Origin of the sequence: Legionella busanensis, assembly GCF_900461525.1 — a bacterium.
GTDB lineage: Bacteria > Pseudomonadota > Gammaproteobacteria > Legionellales > Legionellaceae > Legionella_C > Legionella_C busanensis.
Map to the genome: position 1 here is coordinate 790,458 of NZ_UGOD01000001.1, position 16,380 is coordinate 806,837.

Genomic DNA, 16,380 nt, shown 5'->3' on the forward strand with positions numbered 1-16,380 from the left:
ATTAGACTTAATTCTAACCACATATTTCAGCAATAAATACGTTATAATGTAAACCTTATTAGTTTAACCACATTTTTATAAAAAAACTACAAATTGGCTAGTAAAAGATATAAGGCTATTTTTCTGAGGATATTATGTTTATAAAATTAATCCTGGCGCTTACCCCCATGGTACTTGCTTTACCTCTTGCTATGGACGTATATGTGCCGGCAATACCGCATATTACCGAAGCATTTAATACCACAGACACAAAAATGCTACAGACTTTAAATTGGTTTATGTTAAGTGCAGGAATAATGCAATTAATTATAGGTCCTATTTCTGATCAGTTTGGCCGCCGCGTAATAGCTTTATGGACAATTGCTTTTTTTGCTATCGGCTCACTTTGCTGTGGGTCAGCTGACAATGTTAAAGAGCTACTTTTTTATCGAATCATTCAAGCGTTAGGTTCTTGTGGCATGATGGTACTTAGTTTTGCTATCGTTAGAGACCTTTACGCTGATGAAAAGAGCGCTAGGGCCTATAGTTTTTTAAATGGTATGATTTCTTTTTCGCCAATTTTTGCAACGTTTATCGGTAGTTATTTGGATTATTACTTGGGCTGGCAATCAACTTTTTGGAGCCTATTATTAGTTGCATTTAGTGCCTTTTTTACTATGGGCTTATGGCTTGACGAAACGCTACCTTCATCTAAGCGTATACCGTTATCAAAAAACCTGCTTAGTCAATATTGGTTTGTATTGCGTAATCGAGAATTTACTATTTTTAATATGGCCTCTTTTATGGGGCACTCCTATTTATATTTATTCTGCGCTCTTTCCCCTTATTTAATTATTCGATGTTTAGGTATTCCTCAAACTCAATATGGCTTTTATTTTTGTTTTATGGGGATTTCACTTTTATTAGGAAGTTTTTTAGGTGGTATAATTGTTGAGCGGGTAGGAATCGCTAAAACGTGTTTATTAGGGTACTTAATTACTTTAGTAGGCGGTATTTGGATGACAATATGGTATTTATTTTATGGATTGAGTGTCTATAATTTTATTTATCCTATGCTATTGATAGGTACCGGAGGAACCTTTTGTATGGGTGCCGGCGCAGGAGGTGCTATGAACCCGTTTGATACAGCTAAAGGAACAGCTGCAGCAGCTATTGGGTCATCCCGCTTTTTATTTGCCGGTGTAGCAGGTTACTTTTTAATAAATAAAACGGTCAGTTCCACCTTGCCTTTAGCTATTCCTGCTATAGTATTTAGTCTTATTGGTTTAATTTCTCTTTCATTTACGGTGAGAAAATCAGCAGCAAGTTTAGTTGTAAATTACAATAGTTAAAAATAATTGTTTTGATAATTATAATCGATTTTACTTATTTAGTAAGATTCACTACAGTTAAATAAACAAAGTAATTCATAAATAAAAGGAGAATAAAATGATTTCTGTAGGTCAACCCTTTCCGCAATTTAATCTTAAGGCTACCGTTAGTAACGATATGAATAGCGCTTTCAAGACTATTTCAAATGAGACTTATAAAGGCAAATGGCTTGTTGTATTTTTTTGGCCAAAAGACTTTACCTTTGTTTGTCCTACTGAAATTGCTGCATTTGGCCAGTTAAATTCAGAGTTTGCTGATCGCGATGCGCAAGTGTTAGGCGGTAGTACTGATAGTGAATTTGTTCATTTAGCTTGGCGCAATCAACACTCAGATTTAAATAATTTACCGTTTCCAATGCTTGCGGATGTTAAACGAGAATTATCACAAAGCTTAGGGATCTTAGATGCTAATGAAGGTGTTGCACAACGGGCTACCTTTATTGTAGATCCTGATGGCATAACTCGTTTCGTGATGGTTACTGACTTAAGTGTTGGTCGTAATCCACAAGAAGTTTTGCGCGTACTTGATGCATTGCAGACGGATGAATTATGTCCTTGTAATTGGAAAAAAGGTGAAGAAACCATCCACGTTTGATTTAAGGAATTTAATTTATGTTTGAGCAAATTAAAGAAAAGTTACCTGAGTTCGCTAAGGATGTTCGTATAAATTTAAGTAAGGTAATGGATCTAAATCAAACGGATGGCCTTGAAGTGCAGCAAATTGTAGGGAGTGCTTTAGCGGTTGCTTATCATTTAGGTAATAAGGAACTAATTCAATCTTTAGAAACAGAGCTTGAAACAGAGCAAACCTTACGAGATGCGGCAAAATTGGCTGCAAGTTTGATGGCTATGACCAATATTTATTATCGCTTTATTCATCTTAGCGAGCAGCCAGAGTTAAATCATGTCCCTGCTGGATTACGTATGCAGGGCATGATGAACCCAGGCGTTGATAAAAAAACGTTTGAGGTAATGTCTTTAGCTGTATCAATATTAAATGGTTGTGGAGCATGTATTAGTGCACATTGCCGCAATTTAAAAGAGCATGGTTTTTCAGCCCAAGCTTTAGCTCGTATAGGGCGGATTGCTGCAATTATTCATAGCGCCCATGTAAGCCTCCATTTATAAATAAAAAGGTATACCGTATTTAGATTAAATCTAAATACGGGCTTAAAACCTTTAATAAGAATTTACTTTGCTGGCTTATTTTTCTCAGATGATGTATTAAAAATCCCACATCCAATACGAGCGCCACCTCCACCTAAAGCTGGGTTATCTGAATAATTATCACCACCCGCATGAATCATAACTGCTAAACCTGCTAAGTCACTGGTCTTTAATCGTGGTGCAAGTAGAGGTGTGTTTGCTTTACCATCTTCCATAATAAATAACGCAGGTAAATCACCTAAGTGGCCATCACCATAGGGGCCAAGATGTTTTTTGGTATCGTTAGGATCAAAGTGTCCACCTGCATCCATACCGTTATCCCCGCAGTTAGCATGCTGGTGAAGATGAAAGCCATGCACACCGGCAGGTAAGGCAGTTAAATCAGGTTTAATTAATAAACCGTATTGTGTATCGGTAAAAGTAATTTTGCCAAGTGGCGCTTTATTCTTTTCTGTTGCATAAATCGTTGCGCTAAGTTCATTGGCATAAGAGGCTGTTCCGTAAAGTAGCGAGGCCATTAAAAGGCAAGAAAATTTTTTCATAATTCCCTTATTAAGTTAAGTGTCATAATTAGAGTATGTTTAAGGTATGATTTACCTATCTTCAAAGATAACTGAATGTTCTTTATATGCCAATAAAAGAGCAGTAATATAAGTTAATTTTTAATTATTCCAGTTTAATAATTGAAGGAAAATATTTAATGGGGTTAAAGCGGCCAATTGTTGCAGGTGCTATTTATATTATGTCCGGTCAAGCTATTTCTGTTAATTCTTTGAATATACAAGCTTGGGTTTATCCAGGCCAACCTGCCTGTAATGCAAAAAATGAATATACAGATGGTCGGATTATACAGGTATTAAAACCAGAGTATTTTACTGTAAATGAAACAGGTATCCTTAAGCGATTAAATGTAGCAAAGGCAGGATGTAATGCTTATAGTCAGAAAAATATTGAAAGTATTAAATCGTACTCCCAACAGCAATTTGTCACTGTATCTGCAAGCGCCAGTTCTATGGCTGTCTTAGCTTCAAGTGTTAAAAAACGCGCTAATGCAATTAAGAAATTAATAAGCTTTATTAAAAAGACAAATTTCACAGGTATCGAGCTTGATTTTGAAGGATTTGGTAATTGGACTGATGATAATTACCAAAATTATAAAATATTTGTAAATGAATTAGGTAATGCTTTATGGTCAATTAATGCTGAGCTTATGATTGATGGACCACCTATATCAAATGAAACTGAACAAAGCTACTATAAATGGCACTATGAAGACTTTAATAGTCTTCCAGTCAATTATATTGTTGTTATGGCTTACGATTATCAATATAACTATGGTGTAGGTACTCCTGTCGCACCTAATGCTTGGGTAACTAACATAATTAATTATGTTAAAGATAGAATAGAAGATATTAACAAAATTGTTATTGGCATACCTTCTTATGGTTATCATGGTATTACAGGGTCTTATAAAATTAAACTTGATACATTTGAGCAATCAAAAAGTTATCCGGGTTTTTCTTTAGCTGTACAAGACCCATCCTCTTTTGAATATTTTTGGCAGCATGAGAATACGACCTATTTTATACAAACAAGCGATTCCCTTAATCAAAAAAAGGCATTGATTGAGGCAGCAGGTATTAAACATATTTCTGTTTGGCATTTAGGTGGTAATCAATGGTTTTTATAATTGATGCTTTTTCTTATCTCAATTTTAGTTGAAATCAGAAAAATTTATCAATTAAGTAACTAAAGATAATTATCTAATAGTGTAAGTAATGGCATATTATAACACTATTTATAAAATTTTTATCAGCTAGAGTTAGGCATAACAGCTCTCTTTAAGTTAAGATTAGTAGCAATTAAATTATGGTTAGTGGTGAACTGTGAGGAAGGTAAATTGTGCTATAGCACTTGCCCTATTATTTTGGGCATCTGCCTTTGTTGGAATTCGTTTTAGCTTAGAAAGTTATACACCTGGTGCTTTAGCATTATTGCGTTTTATTATTGCTTCTATATGTATGGGAATTATTTATTTAAGGTTGCCAAATAAAAATAAAATGCCTTGGTTAATTCGCATCCAACTATTACTCATTGGCGTTGGGGCAATTGGTATTTACAATATTTGTCTAAATACAGGTGAGCTAACCATTTCAGCCAGTATAGCTAGTTTTATAATTGGTATTAACCCTGTATTAACTATTCTTTTATCTATCATCCTCTTTAAGGAGCGTACTCACTTTGGTATCTGGTTAGGCGTGGGTATTAGTATGTTTGGTTTATTATTAATGGCATTAGGTGGTAAAAATACTGCTATACATATCGAAGGCGTCCTAATCATCTTTGTTGCAACAATAATGAGCGCAATATATAACCTTACACAAGGCCTTTTTTTAAAAACTTATCATCCCATTGTTGTAACATCTTGGGTAATCTGGGGAGGAACTTTATTTCTCTCATATTTTATCTTTGATTTAAAACAGGAATTTTTTAAAGCTAGTTATGAAGCAACATTTGTAGTCATTTATATGGGTATTTTTTCCGCAGCACTTGCTTATTTATGTTGGAGTTACGTCCTTGCAAACATGCCAGTTTCTAGGGCATCTATTTACTCTTATGCCCTACCTTTGTATTCAACGGCATTAGGTTTTTTGTTTTTAGGCGAAAAACCATCTGCTATGTCGTTTGCTGGTGGCGTTATTGCTTTAGCCGGCGCATTTATTGCCAAACAACCACAGCGATCTCTCGCCACAACAGCAGTATTAAGATAAGTAAGTAAAATTAAGATTATTATAAAATTATTAAAAAGCGTTAAGTAACTTTTATAGAGTGCTTTATACTAGGATTTTTGTAGTCATTAGCTTTATTAACATAACCTTTCAATAGTTACCAGAATTAGTAATGATTAAGCGTTGCTAGAAATGGATTGTGTTTAGAATAGGAATTTTAATCAATCGATTAAGTTTTAGGTGATAACTCCATGGAATTGAAAATTGATAATACACCATTTAAAGCCTTATTTCAGCCTTTAGATTTAGGGTTTACCCAGTTAAAAAATAGGCTATTAATGGGATCGATGCATACAGGCTTAGAAGAGGATAAAGAAGGATTACAACGCCTAGCTGCCTTTTATAGAGAGCGTGCATTAGGCGGGGCGGGATTAATTGTTACAGGTGGAATTGCGCCTAATCGTGCAGGCCGGCTTGCGCCCTTTGCAGCGAAGCTTACCCAACATAAAGAACAGCAGCGACATGAGTTAGTAACCCAAACAGTGCATGAAGCAGGAGGAAAAATTGCTTTGCAAATTTTGCATTCAGGTCGCTATGGGTATCATCCGTTCATTGTCGCCCCAAGCCCAGTAAAATCGCCCATTAGTCCTTTTGCACCTTGGAAAATGAGTAAGCGACGGATTAGAAAAACCATAGAGCATTTTGGACGCTGCGCTAAATTAGCTCAAGCTGCTGGATATGATGGCGTAGAGGTTATGGGGAGTGAAGGGTATTTAATTAATCAATTCATTGTGACACATACCAATCACCGCACTGATGAATGGGGGGGGGATTTCGTGAATCGTATTAAATTCCCTATCGAGGTCGTTAAGCATATCCGCGAAGTAGTTGGTGAACGATTTATTATTATTTATCGTTTATCCATGTTAGATTTAATTGCCGATGGCAGTAGTTGGGAAGAAGTTATCCTATTAGCAAAAGCTATTGAGCAAGCAGGCGCCACCATTATTAATACGGGTATTGGCTGGCATGAAGCACGGATTCCTACCATTGCTACGATGGTTCCCCCAGCAGCATTTACTGCAATCACGAAGCGGCTTAAGCCTGAAATTACAGTGCCTGTGGTTACTTCAAATCGTATAAATACGCCTGAAATAGCCAATCAGTTATTAGAAGATGGGGTAGCTGATATGATTTCAATGGCTCGGCCCTTTTTAGCAGATCCTCGATTTGCAGAAAAGGCAAAGCTTGGTGATAGTAAAGCAATTAATGTTTGTATTGCTTGTAACCAAGCCTGCCTTGATCGCGTTTTTGTTAACAAAACAGCTTCTTGTTTAGTTAATCCTCAAGCTTGTAATGAAACAGAATTAATTTATCAAACAGCACATCATCCTAAAAAAATCGCAGTTGTTGGCGCAGGTCCTGCAGGCCTTGCTTTTACCGCAGTTGCTGCTGAAAGAGGTCATGATGTAACTTTATTTGAAAAGAAAGATAAGTTAGGTGGTCAATTTAATCTAGCTAAATCAATTCCGGGTAAGGAAGATTTTCACCATACTATTAATTATTATACTCATCAATTAGAAAAATTTGGTGTAAATATTCATCTAAATACAGCAGCAGAAGTTGATTTATTAAAAGAGTACGATGAAATTGTGCTTGCTACAGGTATTAAGCCACGCACACCAAGCATTCCTGGTATTGATCATGCTAAAGCAATGAGTTATGTCGATGTTATCGAAGGACGCAAAAGCCCTGGCCAACGAGTTGCTATTATTGGTGCAGGAGGTATTGGTTTTGATGTGGCTGAGTGGTTAACACATGAATCAAAGGCATCACCTTTAGAACAATTTTATAATGAATGGGGAATTGATATTGATGTTACTCATCGAGGAGGAATAAAGTCGCCAATAATTGAAAAAACGGCTCGTGAAGTTTTTTTACTGCAACGCAAAAAAGAAAAACTAGGAAAACGCTTAGGTAAAACAACAGGTTGGATACATCGATTAAGCCTTAAACATAGACATGTAAAAATGATATCGGGCGTTGAATATGTTCGTATTGATGACGAAGGCTTACATATTCGTATTAATGATGAACCTAGACTGTTAGAAGTAGATTCAGTTATTATTTGTGCCGGTCAAGAAGAATTGCGTGAATTATTTGAGCCTTTACGTGAAGAGGGCTGTAATGTTCACTTAATCGGTGGTGCTTTTAAAGCACTCGAACTTGATGCGCGTCATGCTATAGATCAAGCATGCCGATTAGCAGCATTGCTTTAATTTCGTATACGAGTAAAATATCTAGAGTTTGTATGAATCCAATTTCAATTGAAATTGGATTAGCTTATCGTAGTTAATAAATTAGTATGTTAATAGTTATCCTAATTACATGAATTCGTATTAATTTATAAAGTATATTTGGAGACAAATTTAAATATATATAGAACTATGATATAATTATTAACAATTCGCAATAAAATAAACCGCAGAGCCGCTATACCATCTTCTATTATTGAAAATCCGTGCAAGCCATTGTTTATTTTGTTATTATACTGAGCAATTTTTACATTACTTAAGCTATTGCTACATCATTTGGAACATTTATGACAGACAATTTAGTAAATTTCGCAGCGCTGAATTTATCAGCTCCTTTATTGAAAGCATTAGAGGATATGAAATTTCAAACACCTTCTCCAGTACAAGCCCAAACTATCCCGCAGATGTTAGAGGGCCGTGACATTATTGCCCAAGCTCAAACTGGCACAGGCAAAACAGCAGCTTTTGCTTTACCTATTTTAGAACGCTTAAATACTAACTTAGCGGTTACACAAGCGCTAGTTTTAGCACCCACCCGGGAGCTAGCAATTCAGGTTGCTGAACAATTTAAAACCTTAGGTAAATATCAACGAGTTACTGTATCTGTGTTATGTGGTGGCCAAGACTATTCAAAGCAATTGAAACAATTAAGAGAAGGGGCGCAAGTCGTTGTAGGTACCCCAGGAAGAATTTTAGACCATATGGATCGTGGCACATTAAAATTAAATAATTTATCAACTTTTGTACTTGATGAAGCTGACGAAATGTTGCAAATGGGTTTTATTGACGATATTGAATTAATTTTCTCCAAATTACCTGAAAAAAAACAAATTGCGTTATTTTCAGCAACAATGCCACATCGTATTCGCCAAATTGCTAATAATTATTTAGTTGATCCTGTTTCAGTCCAAATACGTTCTGAAACTGCAACGGTAAAAAGTGTTGAGCAACGCTTCCTATTTGCCTCACCTGCCCAAAAACCTGATGCTTTATTGCGTATCTTAGCCGTAGAGGATTATCAAGGTGTTATCGTTTTTGTGCGTACTAAGAGTGCTACTGAAGATGTTGCCGATAACTTACAAAAACAGGGCCATCGAGCCATGGCTATTCATGGTGATATTACACAAGCTTTGCGTGAAAAAATTGTAGCCCAATTTAGGCAAGGGGCGATTGATGTTCTGGTCGCAACAGATGTTGCTGCGCGTGGTTTAGATGTTGAGCGGGTTACTCATGTTATTAATTATGATGTACCTCATGATAGTGAGACTTATGTGCATCGGATTGGCCGTACGGGTCGAGCCGGGCGAAGTGGGGTGACTATTTTATTTGTTAGCCCTCGTGAATCAAGAACTTTAAATAATATTGAGCGGCATACTCGCCAACGTATAGAAAAAATAAATGTGCCTACTGATCAGATGATTCAACAGGCAAAACAAGAACGCTTTTTAGCAAATATTAGCAATAGACTTGAGCATAAAAATATAGCTCAGTATCGTCAAATTATAGATTCCTTTTTAGAGCAAAATCCAAATGTTGCAGCTGCTGATGTAGCTGCTGCTTTAGCATTATTAATTAATAACAATAAGCCTTGGCAGTTTGAGTCACCAAAGTCTGTTAATGTTGTAGGTAAAGATAAACGCACTAAAGAGTCGAAAGATTCTTATGATCGTTCAACTAAGAAGAATCGACGTAGCTCTCCTGAGTCTTCTTCAAAACATTTTGAAAATATGCCGCAGGAATTATTTCGCATAGAAGTAGGGCGAGTTCATGGTGTAAAGCCAGGCAATATTGTTGGTGCTATTGCTAATGAAGCAGGATTACAAAGCCGTTTTATTACTGGTCTTAAAATTCATGATGACCATTCTACTGTAAGGCTACCTAAAGGCATGCCTAAAGAAGTTTTTCAAGATCTAAATAAAGCTTGGGTCTGCGGACGACAGTTAAAGCTAAGTGTTATTAATTCAAATTAAATTAGCTGTAAACCGAATGTTAGTCCGTACAATGCATAAGATTGTACGGGCTTTTGTTTAATCATTAAATTCAATTCAAATTATTGCCGAGGGCTGTAATTGTATATTATAGCAGCACCCAACAAGACAACTGCGCCACCAAAAAAACTGTATTCATTAAAAATTGAGGCATTTTCTTTTTTAGGTAATTTTTCTATATTCTTTTTCAATTGCTGGGATAACTTTAAAAATGGATTTTCTGGATCTAATTCTCCAACCAGTTTAGGAATATATTCAGCACGAATCTTTTCTGTCATATTATAGATAGTTTCGGCATCCTGAGTGTCTATAAATTGCTCAGTGGCCCGTGCAAACGTTTCAGCAAGTACAGCTGTGAATTTTGCAGCGTCATGTGGTTTCCAGCTTGTTAAATTAAATGTATGCATACCACTGTAACGGTTGGGATTATTTTTATTATGTATCGTTTGGAAATTTCTTAATGCTTTTTCTATTTCTAGAGGAGTAATAACATTAATAAATGATTTATAAAATGCATGTAAATATTCTGTTTCAAAATTAGACATCTTGTCTCATCCTATAAAAGCAATTACTCATAATATAAATAATTAGATAGTTTAGCGAGCCTTTTAACTATTTATCCTAATAGGATAAGCTTAGATTTGAAAGATTTACGTTACTTAATGATTTAACTAAACTAGCCTATATGCACTTTAAGGCTGCCATATCCAACAAAATTTGCTAAATGATAAAATAATTTTAATATGTGTTTTAATACAATAGTGTTGTAATAGTAAAGCCATAACTGTACTTTTAATATAGTTATAAGGGAACTAATATCTTTTTTTAAGATATTTCAATTATGGACAGTCAATGAAATTGATATCTCGGTTTTATAAGCTAGTATGCATTTTAAGTTTAACAGGGTGTAATTACCCCGCCGATCCCAATAATACCTTAATAACAATTAAAAATAATCACATAATTAAAATTGGCCTATGTTCTAACCTCCAACAAAATTCTTCTTTACTAAATAAATTATCTCAAGGACTGAATGCACGTATTTTAAAAGTGGTAGACAGTTTTGATAACCTATATAAATTATTAGAGAAAAATGAAATTAATCTTATTAATTGCGACATTGAAGAAGATAACCCCTGGCGTGAAAAAGTAGCTTTTACTACGCCTTATGAAAAAAATTACGTATGGGCAGTTCAGCAGGGAGAAAATGCTTGGCTTAGTTATCTCGATAGGTTTATTTACTTTAATAGGAATAATAACAACTAATGCAAAATGTAACTAAAACGGTAGAGTTTCCTAAAGAATTAAAAGCTCAATATTCGAAAGCTATTTTTTATGAGTGGATATCACTTTTTTACATGATTTCTGCAGCAACTTTTTCCTTTTTAGTTATGTCTAATTCTCAAACAATGAAAACAGTTTGGTTAGAAGATACTTTAGGTATCATCCCACCTTTGTCCTTTTTAGTAGCGAGTAAAATAGTTAATCAGAAGGCTAATAAGACATTTCCATATGGCTTCCATCGCGTAACTAGCATGGCTTATTTTACTAGTTCTCTGGCTTTATTTGCGTTAGGTCTTTATCTGTTAATTGATGGAAGTATTGTGCTATTAAAGCAGGAGCATCCTACGATAACTTCTTTTTTTTTTTTAAATCATACAATTTGGGTTGGTTTTTTAATGATCATAGCTTTATGTTGGTCAAGCATCCCATCTACAATTTTAGGGCATGTTAAAATACCTTTAGCACATTACCTATATGATAAAGTTTTATATGCAGATTCTAAAATGAATAAGGCGAGTTGGACAGCTGGGTTTGCAAGTATTTTAGGTGTTTTAGGAATAGGTTTAGGTTATTGGTGGGCAGATGCAGTCGTAGGTATATTAATTTCTTTAAGTATTATTAATGATGGATATAGTAATTTAAAAAAATCTATTTTGGATTTACTAGATGAAGTACCGAAAACGTTAGAAGGTAATAAAACTGATCCACTGATACGAGATGTTGAAGCAATCGTAAAAGAACAGGATTGGGTCGAATCAGTTGCATTACGTTTTCGTGATGAAGGGCATGTATTTTTTGGTGATATCTTTGTTACATCCAAACATAAAAGCATTGAGCTTGAAAAGTTATCTAAACTCCAAGAAAAAATCAAACAACATCACTGGCGATTAAATGACATTGTTATTATGCCAGTTTTGTCTAAGAACGTGTAACGAACGAATGGGTCAAAGTGAGCTTTTTTCTAATACACTTTAAGTAGAATTAAGATTAAAAATTATAAATTTATTTTATCCTTACTCATAAGACAAATATTTGTTTGTATTTTATTATAAATGATAAATAATATGACAAATTATTTAGTTTTAACACAAAAAGTGTTATAATGTTATCTATTTAGTAGTTAAGGGGTATTTATGAAAGAAAAGCATGCGGAAATACTTGAATTAGTCGAGCAGATTGTTAATACGCAATTTCCAAATATTGAAAATACCGATCTAAATAGTAGACCTATTCTTTATCAACCACCTATTTTTGGAGCTTTTAGTTTAATTTTGTTAGAGCAAACTAAAAAAGAATTAGAGCAAAACTGCACTGATCATTTAAATCTACTTGTTCAAATGCTAGATACATTAGTGCCTCAGCTACAAAATAATCAAGTAGCAAGATACTACCAAGACGAACACTATAACAATTACTTAAATTATTATAACCATTGTAAGCCCGAGTACCGTTCTTTATTGATACCTCCTCAGGATTTAGGTCAAAAACTTATAGAAATCCAGCAGGGCGTAGTTAACGCTTATAGAGAGTTAAAAAAGATTTTATCACCATCTGAAAAAATGACAAATTCACAACAATACGGCGGACTCTACTACAGGCGTAGAAATAACGACGATGTTGAAGAGCTCCGCCGTAAACCTGCTAAATCCCAACTAACGGAAGAGATTGATCCTATGGAAGAAGATACTACCTATTCATCTCCTAGTCCTAACCAATCTTAGGTTGAAATTATATCTATTTACCCGTATTTTGAAATACGGGTAAATAGAATTCTTACCTAATCTGCGTCTTTTACTTTATTGTTGTGTTGTAAATGTTTCGGCCGTGCTCATTTACTCCATTAAACTCTATTTTTCAAAAAAGTCATGCCTTGCACTAAATCAACATTTATAGGTAAGGCAAGAACTTTTTGTTAAGGGTCAACGTATAGATGTCTTTACCACTATGGCTAAATTATGCTTCAGTTATGCCTTAACATTCTAGTAAATCTTCCTTAAATAGAACTGATAACTACATGTGATATCTATTCACGGTTGTTTAAAAATAGTTGGATTATAAAACTACTTAAACAGTTACATATGTACCTTATTTAGCATGTTCTAATCAGTTCAACTAACAAATTACTAAATTGATTCATTTCGAATTTTCATACTATAATCGGGCCTCATTAATAATTTAGTTATTAAGGGCTTACTAATGAAAGTGTTTTTGGCTATGCTTGTCCTGCTGTTTTCAACATTGGTAAATGCTAATGAGCTGAATAATGTAGTCGTTTTTGGGGATAGCTTATCGGATAATGGAAATTTATACGAATATATGCGTCATCGTATTCCTCAATCGCCGCCTTATTATGAAGGACGTTTTACAAATGGACCTGTTTGGATTGAGCAGCTTACAAACTTCTATTTTCCTAATCAAGTTAAGTCGCATTTATACGATTATGCTTTTGGTGGGGCAGCAATTTCTGACAATGCCGCTGATGATGACATACTTTTTACCTTAAATCGTGAAATTAAAACTTATCTATTAAGTCATGATAATAAAGCAAGCGAGCAAAGTTTATTTATTATATGGATTGGGGGTAATAATTACTTAGCTTTACCTGAAAATGAAGAAGAAGCTAATGCCATTGTTGTTAACGGTATTGCCAATGGCACTGAGCAATTAGTTAAAGCAGGAGCAAAACATATTTTAATTCTAACTTTACCCGATCTAGGTAGGGGTCCTGCAGCAAGGCAGTTAAAAGCTGAGGAAAAATTAACTAGGTTATCAAAGCATCACAATGAGCTCTTAAAGGTGGCTTTACAAAAGCTTAGAGTAAAATATCCTAATGTTCAATTTTTATATTTTGAAACTGAGGGAACGGTAAATAGACTGTTAGAATCACCTGAAGAGTATGGTTTTACCAATACGATAGATACTTGTTATGACGTATTAGTTGATGACATATCAAAAAGCTCCACCTTATTGATGGCTGCTAAGTCGGCAAAGATAGATGAAACATGTGAAGGTTATCTATTTTTTGACCCTGTTCATCCAACAACCTTGGCACATCGATTAATAGCTGAGGATGTTCGCGCTATGCTTGATGCTTCGCATGTTAAATTTAAAAAATAAATAATACCTCTGCGAAAGAAATTTATTTATTGTACTGTTCGTTCTAAGTAGAAATGAACAGTACAACGCAAGATAGTTTTAGTTAAGCTACCATTTGGGGAGAATTTTTTCTAACCATTTGGGTAAATACCAATTTAAGGGTTTAACTAGTGCCATAGTTGCTGGCACTAAAAGGGTACGAATTAAGAAGGCGTCAACAAAAATGGCTGCTGCAATTCCTAACCCAAATTGCTTAACCATTAATACATCAGCCACCATAAACGAACCACAAAGAAAAATTACAATCAGGGCAGCACTCGTTATAATTTTACTGCTCTTTTCTATGCCAAAAATAATACTGTTTTCATTGTCTTTAGTTTGCTCATAATATTCTTTAATACGCGTAAGTAAAAAGACTTCATAGTCCATAGAAAAGCCAAAGAGAGCACAGAAAATAATAACCAGTAGACTAATATCTAAACTACCTTGGGGATCAAAGTTAAGCCATTTTTGTAAGTGCCCTTCTTGAAAAATGTAAACTAATACGCCATAGCTAGCACATAGACTCACAATATTCATTAAAATAGCTTTAAAGGGCAGAAATAAGGAACGTAATAAGATAAGTAAAACGAGATAGGTTAAACATATAATCCATAATACGGCATAGGGAAAAAGGCTATATATTTTATTTAAAACATCTTCATTTTTAACAGGCCCGCCAGTTAGCTGGAAATTCCATCCACTTGGCGGCTTAAGTGCGCGTAATTGTGAAATTAATGTCTTAGTTTCTTTTGAATTTGCCTCATATTTACTAATTATATTAATAACTGTTGCATACTTCGTTGTCGTTGTTGCTAATAAACTTTTAATCGAATTTGTATCTAGGGTACTTTTTGTATTATATAAGGTTTGATACTGTGATTTTGTTAGGCTACTACTTGTATTTACAATACTATTGATATGATCAATAAGGGGATTTTTTTTAAGTGTTTTGACTAAATCATATAATTTTCCAATGTTAGCTTTAGAAAGGATAGGATCGTTTTGACTGGTAACAATTAATAAAATAGGTGTTAAATCCTGTTCATTAAACTTATCAATATAGGTATTAAAGAATGCGCGACCTGGGGAGTGTTGGGGTAAAATACGAAAATTAGAAATTCCAAATTTAGCATTTAAAAAGGGATAACCCAAGAGTAGTAATAGGCTTAGTGTGAATACGAAAAAAATTAAGGGTCTTTTAACTACCTTCTTAGCTAGCCATCGCCAAGCAAGGGAGGCTTTTTCTTTACGCGTAAAGCGTATAGATAAATAATTTATGCCGTTTCTTATGATAGCTAGAATAGCTGGTAGAAGGATAACTGACACACAAACGGCAACAAATACGGCTGCAAGGCCACCCACGCCAACCGAAAAGAGAATATTGATAGGAAAAAAAAGTAAAGCACTAAGACTAATAAAGACAGCCAAGCCACTAAAGAAAACAGCTTTACCGGCAGTAGCAATAGTAGTAGCAATAGCAGATCTGATTGTTTTATCTTTTCTTAATTCATCTCGAAAACGACTGATAATAAAAAGACAATAATCAAGACATAGGCATAAACCCAATAAAAGAGCAATATTAATAGTAAATATAGATAGAGTGTAGACTTGGCCAATAAAATACAGTAAAGAAAGAATAATAAGCGCGCATCCTCCGCCTAATACCATGGGAATTAGGGCTGCTATTAAAGTACCGAACACTAAAATTAGAACAATTACTGAAACAGGTGCAGCAACTAAGTCGGCTTTATAGAGATCTTTTTGAGTTTGTTTGTGTATAACTTCTTCAAAAATTGCTTCACCACCGAGCTGCATGGTCATATTAGGCGGCGTTTTTATATTGTTTTCTAAATCCTTAATTAAATTTTTATCAATAACTTGATCAGGATCAAAAAAGATAACAGCATAGGCTGTATGTTTATCCTTAGATATTTGTGTTTTATTGCCATCAGGGTAAATAATTTCATAGTTAACAGGTAATTTTTTTAAACCTGATAATGATTTTTTTATTGCATTTTTAAAGCGGCTATCTGTTGCTACCCATTTTTCACTAGTATAAAGGACTAGTATTTGATTAGAACTCAAGCCAAGTTTATTATGTAAATAATCTTCTGCTTTAGCACTACTAGATGTAGCATCAATGAAACCAGTTGATTTAAAAGGTTTCATAATATTGGGTAAATAAGGCAGGCAAAGGATAACTACAATTATCGCTAGCCATACAATATGTACTCGAAGTTTATAAATTAATTTTCCTAAACAAAAGAAAAGCGAATCCTGCATAAGTAGTCTCGCTTATTTTTTATATTATTATTTAAAGTATAGGGCAATATAATAAGCCCAGTTTAAAGTATAGTTGATTAAATCTCATTGAGATCTAAAAAAAAGA

At 34.4% G+C, this 16,380-nt stretch carries 14 protein-coding genes; 11 read left to right on the forward strand and 3 right to left on the reverse strand.

All coding sequences use genetic code 11. The features are described from left to right. Positions 1–134 precede the first annotated feature (134 nt). The 3 genes from DYH30_RS03625 to DYH30_RS03635 all read left to right on the forward strand — a co-directional run bounded on the left by DYH30_RS03625 (position 135) and on the right by DYH30_RS03635 (position 2,498). The gene (locus DYH30_RS03625) at positions 135–1,331 is read left to right on the forward strand and encodes a multidrug effflux MFS transporter (protein ID WP_115330347.1); all 1,197 of its coding nucleotides are present in this window, start codon (positions 135–137) and stop codon (positions 1,329–1,331) included. 97 nt (positions 1,332–1,428) lie between these two features. Beyond that, the gene (locus DYH30_RS03630; RefSeq protein ID WP_115330348.1) at positions 1,429–1,965 is read left to right on the forward strand and encodes a peroxiredoxin; all 537 of its coding nucleotides are present in this window, start codon (positions 1,429–1,431) and stop codon (positions 1,963–1,965) included. Positions 1,966–1,982: 17 nt separating this feature from the next. Further along, the gene (locus tag DYH30_RS03635) at positions 1,983–2,498 is read left to right on the forward strand and encodes a carboxymuconolactone decarboxylase family protein (protein WP_115330349.1); all 516 of its coding nucleotides are present in this window, start codon (positions 1,983–1,985) and stop codon (positions 2,496–2,498) included. Between the two features lie 62 nt (positions 2,499–2,560). Here the strand turns inward: DYH30_RS03635 and DYH30_RS03640 are convergent, their stop codons facing one another. Continuing rightward, complete coding sequence (locus DYH30_RS03640) at positions 2,561–3,055, reverse strand: superoxide dismutase family protein (protein ID WP_423202835.1); 495 nt, start codon at positions 3,053–3,055, stop codon at positions 2,561–2,563. Positions 3,056–3,237: 182 nt separating this feature from the next. Here DYH30_RS03640 and DYH30_RS03645 point away from each other — a divergent pair, with 182 nt between their 5' ends. The 4 genes from DYH30_RS03645 (at position 3,238) to DYH30_RS03660 (ending at position 9,551) form a co-directional block, all read left to right on the forward strand. Continuing rightward, complete coding sequence (locus tag DYH30_RS03645; protein ID WP_115330351.1) at positions 3,238–4,227, forward strand: glycosyl hydrolase family 18 protein; 990 nt, start codon at positions 3,238–3,240, stop codon at positions 4,225–4,227. Positions 4,228–4,423: 196 nt separating this feature from the next. Further along, positions 4,424–5,308: a DMT family transporter gene (locus DYH30_RS03650; RefSeq protein ID WP_115330352.1), complete on the forward strand. Its 885-nt coding sequence runs from the start codon at positions 4,424–4,426 to the stop codon at positions 5,306–5,308. Positions 5,309–5,517: 209 nt separating this feature from the next. Continuing rightward, a complete protein-coding gene (locus tag DYH30_RS03655) occupies positions 5,518–7,545 on the forward strand; it encodes an NADPH-dependent 2,4-dienoyl-CoA reductase (RefSeq protein WP_115330353.1) in 2,028 nt (675 codons plus the stop codon). Between the two features lie 323 nt (positions 7,546–7,868). Continuing rightward, positions 7,869–9,551 (forward strand): DEAD/DEAH box helicase, encoded by a 1,683-nt coding sequence (locus tag DYH30_RS03660; protein ID WP_115330354.1) that lies wholly within the window; start codon positions 7,869–7,871, stop codon positions 9,549–9,551. 80 nt (positions 9,552–9,631) lie between these two features. On the opposite strand, the gene DYH30_RS03665 is transcribed toward DYH30_RS03660, so the two are convergent. Further along, the gene (locus tag DYH30_RS03665) at positions 9,632–10,114 is read right to left on the reverse strand and encodes a hypothetical protein (protein ID WP_115330355.1); all 483 of its coding nucleotides are present in this window, start codon (positions 10,112–10,114) and stop codon (positions 9,632–9,634) included. A gap of 307 nt (positions 10,115–10,421) precedes the next feature. Here DYH30_RS03665 and DYH30_RS03670 point away from each other — a divergent pair, with 307 nt between their 5' ends. From DYH30_RS03670 to plaA, 4 genes are all read left to right on the forward strand, one after another. Further along, positions 10,422–10,835 carry a type 2 periplasmic-binding domain-containing protein gene (locus DYH30_RS03670; protein WP_115330356.1) on the forward strand — a complete coding sequence of 138 codons (414 nt, stop codon included), beginning with the start codon at positions 10,422–10,424 and terminating at the stop codon, positions 10,833–10,835. Further along, positions 10,835–11,785, forward strand: a complete 951-nt coding sequence (locus DYH30_RS03675) for a cation efflux transmembrane domain-containing protein (RefSeq protein WP_115330357.1) — start codon at positions 10,835–10,837, stop codon at positions 11,783–11,785. Before DYH30_RS03670 ends, DYH30_RS03675 begins: the two co-directional genes overlap by 1 nt. Positions 11,786–11,986: 201 nt before the next feature. Beyond that, positions 11,987–12,574 (forward strand): hypothetical protein, encoded by a 588-nt coding sequence (locus tag DYH30_RS03680; protein ID WP_115330358.1) that lies wholly within the window; start codon positions 11,987–11,989, stop codon positions 12,572–12,574. 475 nt (positions 12,575–13,049) lie between these two features. Next, the gene (gene plaA, locus DYH30_RS03685; RefSeq protein ID WP_115330359.1) at positions 13,050–13,970 is read left to right on the forward strand and encodes a GDSL family lysophospholipase PlaA; all 921 of its coding nucleotides are present in this window, start codon (positions 13,050–13,052) and stop codon (positions 13,968–13,970) included. 87 nt (positions 13,971–14,057) lie between these two features. Here plaA and DYH30_RS03690 read toward each other — a convergent pair whose 3' ends face one another. Further along, on the reverse strand, positions 14,058–16,274 hold the full coding sequence (locus tag DYH30_RS03690) for an MMPL family transporter (protein WP_115330360.1): 2,217 nt from the start codon (positions 16,272–16,274) through the stop codon (positions 14,058–14,060). Positions 16,275–16,380 lie beyond the last annotated feature (106 nt).

Bases quoted from the DNA above. Each gene is read 5' to 3' on its own strand.
- DYH30_RS03625 (WP_115330347.1), top strand. From the start codon at position 135: ATGTTTATAAAATTAATCCTGGCGCTTACCCCCATGGTACTTGCTTTA.
- DYH30_RS03690 (WP_115330360.1), bottom strand. From the start codon at position 16,274: ATGCAGGATTCGCTTTTCTTTTGTTTAGGAAAATTAATTTATAAACTT.
- DYH30_RS03670 (WP_115330356.1), top strand. From the start codon at position 10,422: ATGAAATTGATATCTCGGTTTTATAAGCTAGTATGCATTTTAAGTTTA.
- DYH30_RS03680 (WP_115330358.1), top strand. From the start codon at position 11,987: ATGAAAGAAAAGCATGCGGAAATACTTGAATTAGTCGAGCAGATTGTT.
- DYH30_RS03645 (WP_115330351.1), top strand. From the start codon at position 3,238: ATGGGGTTAAAGCGGCCAATTGTTGCAGGTGCTATTTATATTATGTCC.
- DYH30_RS03655 (WP_115330353.1), top strand. From the start codon at position 5,518: ATGGAATTGAAAATTGATAATACACCATTTAAAGCCTTATTTCAGCCT.
- DYH30_RS03640 (WP_423202835.1), bottom strand. From the start codon at position 3,055: ATGGCCTCGCTACTTTACGGAACAGCCTCTTATGCCAATGAACTTAGC.
- DYH30_RS03635 (WP_115330349.1), top strand. From the start codon at position 1,983: ATGTTTGAGCAAATTAAAGAAAAGTTACCTGAGTTCGCTAAGGATGTT.
- DYH30_RS03675 (WP_115330357.1), top strand. From the start codon at position 10,835: ATGCAAAATGTAACTAAAACGGTAGAGTTTCCTAAAGAATTAAAAGCT.
- DYH30_RS03630 (WP_115330348.1), top strand. From the start codon at position 1,429: ATGATTTCTGTAGGTCAACCCTTTCCGCAATTTAATCTTAAGGCTACC.
- DYH30_RS03665 (WP_115330355.1), bottom strand. From the start codon at position 10,114: ATGTCTAATTTTGAAACAGAATATTTACATGCATTTTATAAATCATTT.
- DYH30_RS03660 (WP_115330354.1), top strand. From the start codon at position 7,869: ATGACAGACAATTTAGTAAATTTCGCAGCGCTGAATTTATCAGCTCCT.
- plaA (WP_115330359.1), top strand. From the start codon at position 13,050: ATGAAAGTGTTTTTGGCTATGCTTGTCCTGCTGTTTTCAACATTGGTA.